This window comes from Kitasatospora sp. NPDC057936 (assembly GCF_042887525.1).
GTDB lineage: Bacteria > Actinomycetota > Actinomycetes > Streptomycetales > Streptomycetaceae > Kitasatospora.
Genome location: NZ_JBHVPD010000021.1, coordinates 95378 through 103567 on the forward strand (window position 1 = coordinate 95378; position 8190 = coordinate 103567).

The following is an 8190-nucleotide window of genomic DNA, read 5'->3' on the forward strand; positions in this document are numbered from 1 at the left end:
CCCTCGCGGGTGGTGGGGCGGGTGTTGGGCGTCGACTTGGTCCTCTCCCCCCCGCGCCGTCGACCGCTGTTCACGGCCGACGGCGCACGTCCGACGGTTGGGACGGACGGCCGCCCGGGAGGGCCCGGGAGAGGCCCTGAGGGAGGCCCCGGCGACCGCCGCCGAACCTCACGGTGGGGGCTGATCGGGATTCCGTCATCGGGCTTCCGAATCCCTGTGGACAACTCGGCGCCTGTGGATAAATGCGTTCACCCGGGCGGGGGGCTAATGAGCCAAGAATTGACGAACCGGGATCACGGAGATGAACCGGGGACTCCGGTCGCACTTACCGCGCGACCTCGTCGGACTCCTCTCGCGGAGCCGTCCGGCATCCCGGACCGCCGCGACGGGGGCGGCAAGTGGCCATCGGCAGGCATGAGCAAATGGCGACGCAGAGTGACGAAAGATGGTGGGCGGGCCCCGCTGCCGACACCCCCTGTACACCGCGGGCGGCCGGCCGGGCACACTCGCCGTGAAGGGCCTTCAAGCCCTGAAAATGGCCCCGGACGTGCGACGACCCCCGCCGGGGGGGAGAGCGGGGGTCGTCTATCCACAGCCCGACTCGGGGGGGAGGAGCCGGACCGGGTTAGCACGGTCGCGAACGATCCGTGACTTCCATGGTGTACCCGAGAGGCCAGAAACACAAACCCGCACGCCCGCGAGTACGCCGAATGGCGGGGTGTTTTTGCAGCTCCCTCTATCCTCGGTTCCCGTGGACACCACCGAGAACGCCGACGACCGCGCCGACCACTCCGCGGGCGGCGCCACCGGGCCCGCCGACGCTCCCGCCCCCGCGCACCCCCGGCCGGGCGGCACCCGCACGGCGGCCTTCTTCGACCTGGACAAGACCATCATCGCCAAGTCGAGCGCACTGGCCTTCAGCCGACCCTTCTACCAGGGCGGCCTGATCAACCGTCGGGCCGTACTGCGCAGCGCGTACGCCCAGTTCGTGTTCCTCGTCGGCGGCGCGGACCACGACCAGATGGAGAAGATGCGCGAGTACCTCTCCTCGCTCATCCGGGGCTGGAACGTGCAGCAGGTCCGCGAGATCGTCGCCGAGACGCTGCACAACCTGATCGACCCGATCATCTACGACGAGGCCGCCTCGCTGATCGAGCAGCACCACGCGGCCGGCCGGGACGTGGTGATCGTCAGCAGCTCGGGCTCCGAGGTGGTCGAGCCGATCGGCGCCCTGCTCGGCGCGGACCACGTGATTGCCACCCGGCTGAAGATCGAGGACGGCTGCTACACCGGCGAGATCGAGTACTACGCCTACGCCGAGAACAAGGCCTCCGCCATCCGGGAGTTGGCCGGGACCGAGGGTTACGACCTGACCCAGTCCTACGCCTACAGCGACTCCTCCACCGACCTGCCGCTGCTGGAGGCCGTCGGCCACCCGTCCGCCGTCAACCCGGACCGCGCGCTGCGGAAGGAGGCGGCGGCCCGGGAGTGGCCGGTGCTGGTCTTCGACAAGCCGGTGGAACTGCGGCGGCGGCTCCCGGAGTTCTCCGCCCCGAGCGGCTCGGTGCTCACCGCCGTGGCGGTCGGGACGGCCGTGCTGACCGCCGGCGTGATCTGGTACCTGGCCCGGCGCCGGCGGCCGACCGCCTGACGCCCGGGCCCGGAGCCGTTCGGGAGCGGCTCCGGAACGGTTCCGGGCCCGATTCGAAGCCGGCAACTCTCCGCGTTTGGGACAAAACGGGCAATTGCCGCAGACTTCTCGTTTCGGGTTCCCCTTTCGCCCGAAACGCGATACAAAGGAAACACGGCCCGCGAGACCCGGTCAGGACCGAAGAGGTCAAACCGACAACGCAGTTCAGGCCCCACGGACCGCGCGTACACGTAGCCGAGCACCCACATGCAGCCGACCCGCTGTCGGGCCGCCGGACCAGACGAACGGGCAGGATCCCCGTCTGATCGGCACTTCCGGTGCATGCTTGGTCACCCGGCACTTGTACCAGCGGCGGCACCCGGCAGGTTCGGGTGCCGCCGCATCTCCGCGTCCGGACAAGACCGCTCCGGCGTCCGGACGAGACCGTTCGGTCAGACCATTCCGCGCTGCATCGCCTCGCAGACCGCCGTACTCTCCCGCACGCCGAGCCGCAACGCCCGGCCGCAGTGCGCGATCCAGGCCCCCATGCCCTCCGCCGTCCCGGACAGGTAGCCGGCCAGCGCCCGCCGGTAGGCGTCCGTCCCGAGCTCGGCGAGGCCGACCTCGGCCGGGCAGATCGACTTCGGGTCGAGGCCCTCGGCGATCAGCACGATCCGCTGGGCGGCCCGCGCGATCACCCCGTTGTGGGCGCCGAACGGACGCAGCGCGAGCAGTTCCCCGTGGACCACCGACGCGACCACGAGGGCCGGCGTCCCGACGCCCTGCCCCTCCGCCCGCGCGACCAGGAGGCGCGAGAGCTGGTCGAGGCGCGCGGCGACCTCCTCGGCCGCGGGCGCGGGCGGCAGCACCGGCAGCGGGGCGTCCACCACGACCGCCTCGACGCTCTCCACCGGCTCCAGGTCGAGCGGGAACAGCTCCTCCGCCGTCTCGCCCGCACGCCGCGGACGACCCGCGGACGGGTCGGCGTCGCCGACCGCGAGCAGGTGCAGCCGGGCCAGCACCTGGAGCGGCGAGTGCCGCCAGATGCTGAGCAGCTGGCCGGCCTCGGCGGCGATCCGCAGGGCGGCGCCGACCGTACGGGCCCCGTCGTCCGCGCCGAAGTCGCTGCGGCGCCGGACCTCCTCCAGCGGCCAGTCAGCCCCGGCCAGCGCCGCGGAGGCGCGGGCGCCGCGCAGCGCGGACTCGGAGGTGACCTCGGCCGCGCGGCGGCGCATCACCCGGTGGCCGTAGAGGCGGTCGACGGCCTTGCGCACCTCGGCCACCGCGTCGGGCACCCCGGGGAGCTGGGCCAGCGGGGCGAGGGGATCTGTTCCAGTGCTCACCTACCCGAGAGTAATGAACCGGCCGCCCCTCCCGGAACAGCAACCCCGCATCACCCGTTAGAGGCAATCCTCACTTCCCGTCCGCGGGGACGCCCAAACCCCGGCTAGCATGGCCACTATCGGAGACGATAACGATTTCCAGTTACGTCCCGGCGCCAGTTGAGCTCCCAGGGCGAGGCCCGGGGGCGGAACCCCCGGAGCGAGAGCCCCCGAGCGAGAGCCGGAGTCCCCAGATGAAGATCGCCTTCGTCGGAAAGGGCGGCAGCGGCAAGACGACGCTGTCCGCGCTGTTCATCCGCCACCTGGCCGCCACGGGCCGGCCGGTGATCGCCGTCGACGCCGACATCAACCAGCACCTGGGCCCCGCCCTGGGACTGACGGACGACCAGGCCGCCGCACTGCCCTCGCTCGGCGCGCACCTGCCGGAGATCAAGGAGTACCTGCGCGGCGGCAACCCGTTGATCGGCTCGGCGGACGAGATGATCAAAACCACGCCGCCCGGCCGGGGTTCGCGCCTGCTGCGCATCGTCGAGGAGAACCCGGTCTACGCCGCCTGCGCGCGGCCGATCGCCCTGGACGAGGGCTCGGTGCGGCTGCTCGCGACTGGCGCCTTCACCGAGGAGGACCTCGGGGTGGCCTGCTACCACTCCAAGGTCGGCGCGGTCGAGCTGCTGCTCAACCACCTGGTGGACGGCCGCGACGAGTACCTCGTCACCGACATGACGGCGGGCTCCGACTCCTTCGCCTCCGGCCTGTTCACCCGCTTCGACCTGACCTTCCTGGTCGCCGAGCCGACCCGCAAGGGCGTCTCGGTCTACCGCCAGTACAAGGACTACGCCCGCGACTTCGGCGTGCACCTGCGGGTGATCGGCAACAAGGTGCAGGGCCCGGACGACCTGGCGTTCCTGCGCCGCGAGGTCGGCGACGACCTGCTCACGACCTTCGGGCACTCGGACTGGGTGCGGCGCCTGGAGCAGGGCGGCGAGCCGCCACTGAGGACCCTGGAGCCGGCCAACCGGGCCGTGCTGGAGCAGTTGCTGACCGAGGTCGACGCCGCCCACGAGCGGCGCGACGCGCGCCGCTACACCGACCAGGCCGTCCTCTTCCACCTGCGGAACGCGGAGAGCTGGGCCAGCGCCAAGGTGGGCGTCGACCTCGCGACCCAGGTCGACCACGGTTTCGTGCTCGGCGAGTTCGCCCACGACGGCGGGCGGCCCGCCACGGCTGGCGCGCCCGCCTGACGAACCGGCCGGACCGAGCCGCCGCACGGTACCGGAACGGGCCGTGCCCTCCCCCACCCCGGGGAAGGGCACGGCCCGTTCGACGTGTCCGGGGTGCCCACCAGCAGATTTGCGGCGGTTCGAACACCACCCAATGGGGTGAATCAGGGGCTTTTCCCCTTCCGCCACGGGTGACCGCGTGCAAAGCTTTCATTACCCTCGGTTTACCGAGTCTTGATGGTCCGTCCCGACGGCCCTCTGCGAGGCCTCCCGCTCCTCGCCGAGGCCCCTGGCGGGCCCCGATGGTCGAGGTCCGGCCGGTGACACCCGCACTCCCCGCCGCGCCCGCACCATCCCGCCACACCGTCGCGACCCACGACAGCCGATCCGCCCCGGAGCCCCACGACCGGACTCGCCGCCGGACCTGACTGCGTTCGTTCCCCCGGACAGACGGGAAGACAATGACCCTCGACATCTCCAGCGCCCCCATCGCCTCCGACACGACCGACCACGCGCCGCCGGGTCCGGGATCCGGCCCCCGCGTCCGGTGGATGCAGGACCTCTCGGCCTCCCTGGTGGTCTTCCTGATCGCCGTGCCGTTCTCCCTCGGCATCGCGCTCGCGACCGGGGCCCCGCTCACCGCGGGCCTCGCCGCGGCCGCCGTCGGCGGCATCGTCGTCGGGCTGCTCGGGGGCACGCCCCTCCAGGTCAGCGGACCCTCGGCCGCGCTGACCGTGATCACCGCCGGGCTGATCGCCCAGTACGGCTGGCGGGCGACCTGCGCCATCACGCTCGCGGCCGGGCTGCTCCAACTCCTCCTCGGCGCACGCCGGGTGGCCCGGACGGCGCTCGCCGTCTCGCCCGCCATCGTGCACGGCATGCTCGCCGGGGTCGGACTCGCCATCGCGATCGCCCAGCTGCACGTCGTGCTCGGCGGCTCCCCGCAGAGCTCCGCGATCGCCAACATCCTGGCGCTGCCGGGGCAGTTGGCTGGTCCGCACCCGCCCGCCGTGCTGATCGGGTCGGTGACCGTGGCCGTCCTGCTCGGCTGGCCGCGGCTCGGCCGAATCCCGGGCCGCGCCGGCGAGTTGGGCGCGAAGCTGGCCAGGGTGCCCGGACCGCTGGCCGCCATCGCCGCCGCCACGGCGCTCGCCACCGCGACGAACCTGCCGCTCGCCCACATCGAACTCCCCTCCTGGCAACCGCACTCGTTCGTCCCCGCGCTCCCGCACGGGCCGCTCGCCGGCGTGGTCGCCGCCGTCCTCACCGTCACCGCGGTCGCGAGCGTCGAGTCGCTGCTCTCCGCCGTCGCGATCGACCGGATGTCCCGCCGCACCGGCGACCTCGACCGCGAACTGCGCGGCCAGGGCGTCGCCAACGTCGTCAGCGGCCTGGTCGGCGGACTCCCGATCGCCGGGGGCGCGGTCCGCAGCACCGCCAACGTGCGCGCGGGCGGGCAGAGCAGGTGGGCCTCGGTCCTGCACGGCGTCTGGGTGCTCGCGGCCGCCGTGGCGCTGACCGGCGGGCTGCGCCGGATCCCGCTGGCCGCACTGGGTGCGCTGGTGCTGGTCGTCGGACTGCAGATGATGAGCTTCGCGCACATCCGCAAGGTCCACCGGCACCGCGAGTTCCCGGTCTACCTCACCACCGGGCTGGGCGTCGTGGTGTTCGGCGTGCTGTGGGGCGTGACGCTCGGCGCCGCCACCGCCGTCCTGCTCGCGCTCTACCGGCTCACCCGCGCCCATGTGGACGTGCTGGCCGGCCCCGACGGCTCGGTGACGGTCCAGACCCACGGCCCGCTCACCTTCACCGCCGTGCCCCGGCTGAGCCGGGCACTGGCCGGGATCCCCGCCGACGCCGACGTGACGGTGGTCCACGACGGCTCCTTCCTGGACCACGCCGCGTACGAGACGCTGCACAGCTGGCGCTCCGGGCACCAGGCCGCGGGCGGACGGGTCTCGATGGTGACGCGGCGCCAGGACGACGAGGTGCTCGACCCCGACGGGACGGTCCGCGCCGGCAGCTCCCCGGGTCCGCACCGCTGCCGGGCCTGGACGCCCTGGGTGGGCCACCACTGCATCGAGCGGCAGGAGGACCCGCACGGCCGGCTGCTCGACGGCGTCCGGGTGTTCCAGCAGCACACCGCCCCGCTGATCCGGCCCGAGCTCGCCCGGCTGGCCCGGGAGGGCCAGACGCCCTCCCAGCTCTTCCTGACCTGCGCGGACTCCCGGATGGTCACCAGCATGATCACCAACAGCGGCCCCGGCGACCTCTTCACCGTCCGCAACGTCGGGAACCTCGTGCCGGCGCCGTTCGAGCCCGGTGCGGCCGACGACTCGGTGGCCGCCGCGGTGCAGTACGCCGTCGAGGCGCTGGAGGTGCGCTCGATCACCGTCTGCGGCCACTCCGGCTGCGGGGCGATGAAGGCCCTGCTGGACGGCGTCCACGAGCGCCCGGGCACACCGACCCCGCTGACCCGCTGGCTGCGCAACGGCCGCGGCTCGCTCGACCGGCTCCGGCGGGCCCCCGCCGAGTTCGCCGACCGGCCGGTGGTGGACCTCGCCGAGCAGCTCTGCATCACCAATGTCGTCCAGCAGCTGGACCAGCTGCTGGCGAACCCGGCGGTGGAGCGCCGGGTCGAGGAGGGCACCCTGCGCCTGGTCGGGATGTACTTCGACTTCGCGACCGCCCAGGCGTACGTGCTCGACCGCGAGGCCGGCACCTTCAGCCCGGTCCAGGCTCGTCCGGCCGCGGCAGGGCCCGCCGGATCAGGGCCGACCGAGGCGCTCGCCGGCGCGGCACCGGGCGCACCGACGGTGTGCCCGCCCGAAGGAGTGAATGGAATCCCGGACCGGGTGTCCGCCGCCGGCAGTGAGGGGGATCCCCGTCTGGCCGCCTGAGAGCCGGGCCCGTGTCCCCGCCGGGCGGGCCGGGGCACGGGCCCACCCCCTCCGCCCCCCTCCGACCTCCTGCGACCTCCGCGGCGTCGGCGGCGGCGCCGCTCGACGGTCGGGCCGACCTTCCCGGTGGCCGCCGGGCCGGCCGGCCCGGCGGCCACCGCGGGGGTCCGCAGGCCGCCCCTCCACGACGACGTCCGTTCGACTCTCGGTCAAAGGTCTACACCAATTCCCGGGTGCCTCTTGTCAAGTGGGCTCTTCGCCTGGTGAGCTGTGCGCTGGGACACACGGGACAATCCCCACGCACGGGATCGTCCCAGATCATGACTCGATGAGGAGTGCGTGTTGAGCAACGAGAGCCTGGCCAACCTGCTCAAGGAGGAGCGTCGTTTCGCTCCTCCGGCAGAGCTCGCCGCAGCGGCCAACGTCACCGCGGCCGCGTACGCGCAGGCCTCCGAGGACCGCCTGGGCTTCTGGGCCGAGCAGGCCCGCCGCCTGGACTGGGCCACCGAACCCACCCAGACCCTGGACTGGTCGAACCCCCCGTTCGCCACCTGGTTCGCCGACGGCACCCTCAACGTCGCCTACAACTGCGTCGACCGCCACGTCGAGAGCGGCCTCGGCGACCGCGTCGCCATCCACTTCGAAGGCGAACCCGGCGACAGCCGCTCCATCACCTACGCCCAGCTCAAGGACGAGGTCTCCCAGGCCGCCAACGCCCTGCTCGAACTCGGCGTCACCAAGGGCGACCGCGTCGCCATCTACCTCCCGATGATCGCCGAAGCCGTCATCGCCATGCTCGCCTGCGCCCGCATCGGCGCCACCCACTCCGTCGTCTTCGGCGGCTTCTCCGCCGACGCCGTCGCCTCCCGCATCCAGGACGCCCAGGCCAAACTCGTCATCACCGCCGACGGCGGCTACCGCCGCGGCAAGCCCACCGCCCTCAAACCCGCCATCGACGAGGCCCTCACCAAGGTGGACGGCGTCGACCACGTCCTCGTCGTACGCCGCACCGGCCAGGACACCACCCTCACCGAGGGCCGCGACGTGTGGTGGCACGAGATCACCGCCCGCCAGTCCACCCACCACACCCCCCAGGC

At 73.0% G+C, this 8190-nt stretch carries 5 protein-coding genes; 4 read left to right on the forward strand and 1 reads right to left on the reverse strand.

Features of this window, described 5'->3' with window-relative positions; all coding sequences use genetic code 11:
- The first annotated feature begins 751 nt into the window (after positions 1-751).
- Positions 752-1651, forward strand: a complete 900-nt coding sequence (locus tag ACFVU9_RS14420; RefSeq protein WP_380445085.1) for an HAD family hydrolase — start codon at positions 752-754, stop codon at positions 1649-1651.
- Positions 1652-2082: 431 nt separating this feature from the next.
- Here the strand turns inward: ACFVU9_RS14420 and ACFVU9_RS14425 are convergent, their stop codons facing one another.
- Positions 2083-2973, reverse strand: a complete 891-nt coding sequence (locus tag ACFVU9_RS14425; RefSeq protein WP_380445086.1) for an oxidoreductase — start codon at positions 2971-2973, stop codon at positions 2083-2085.
- Between the two features lie 233 nt (positions 2974-3206).
- On the opposite strand from ACFVU9_RS14425, the gene ACFVU9_RS14430 reads away from it, so the two are divergent.
- The 3 genes from ACFVU9_RS14430 to ACFVU9_RS14440 all read left to right on the forward strand — a co-directional run.
- On the forward strand, positions 3207-4214 hold the full coding sequence (locus ACFVU9_RS14430; protein ID WP_380445087.1) for an ATP-binding protein: 1008 nt from the start codon (positions 3207-3209) through the stop codon (positions 4212-4214).
- A 440-nt stretch (positions 4215-4654) separates the two neighbouring features.
- Positions 4655-7093, forward strand: coding sequence for a SulP family inorganic anion transporter (locus ACFVU9_RS14435; RefSeq protein WP_387593389.1), 2439 nt, complete (start codon positions 4655-4657; stop codon positions 7091-7093).
- Between the two features lie 342 nt (positions 7094-7435).
- Positions 7436-8190, forward strand: a 755-nt coding sequence (locus tag ACFVU9_RS14440) for an AMP-binding protein (RefSeq protein ID WP_387593392.1), incomplete at its 3' end; no start/stop codon positions are given.

Coding starts and splice junctions, on each gene's coding strand:
- ACFVU9_RS14430 (WP_380445087.1), top strand. CDS start 3,207: ATGAAGATCGCCTTCGTCGGAAAGGGCGGCAGCGGCAAGACGACGCTG.
- ACFVU9_RS14435 (WP_387593389.1), top strand. CDS start 4,655: ATGACCCTCGACATCTCCAGCGCCCCCATCGCCTCCGACACGACCGAC.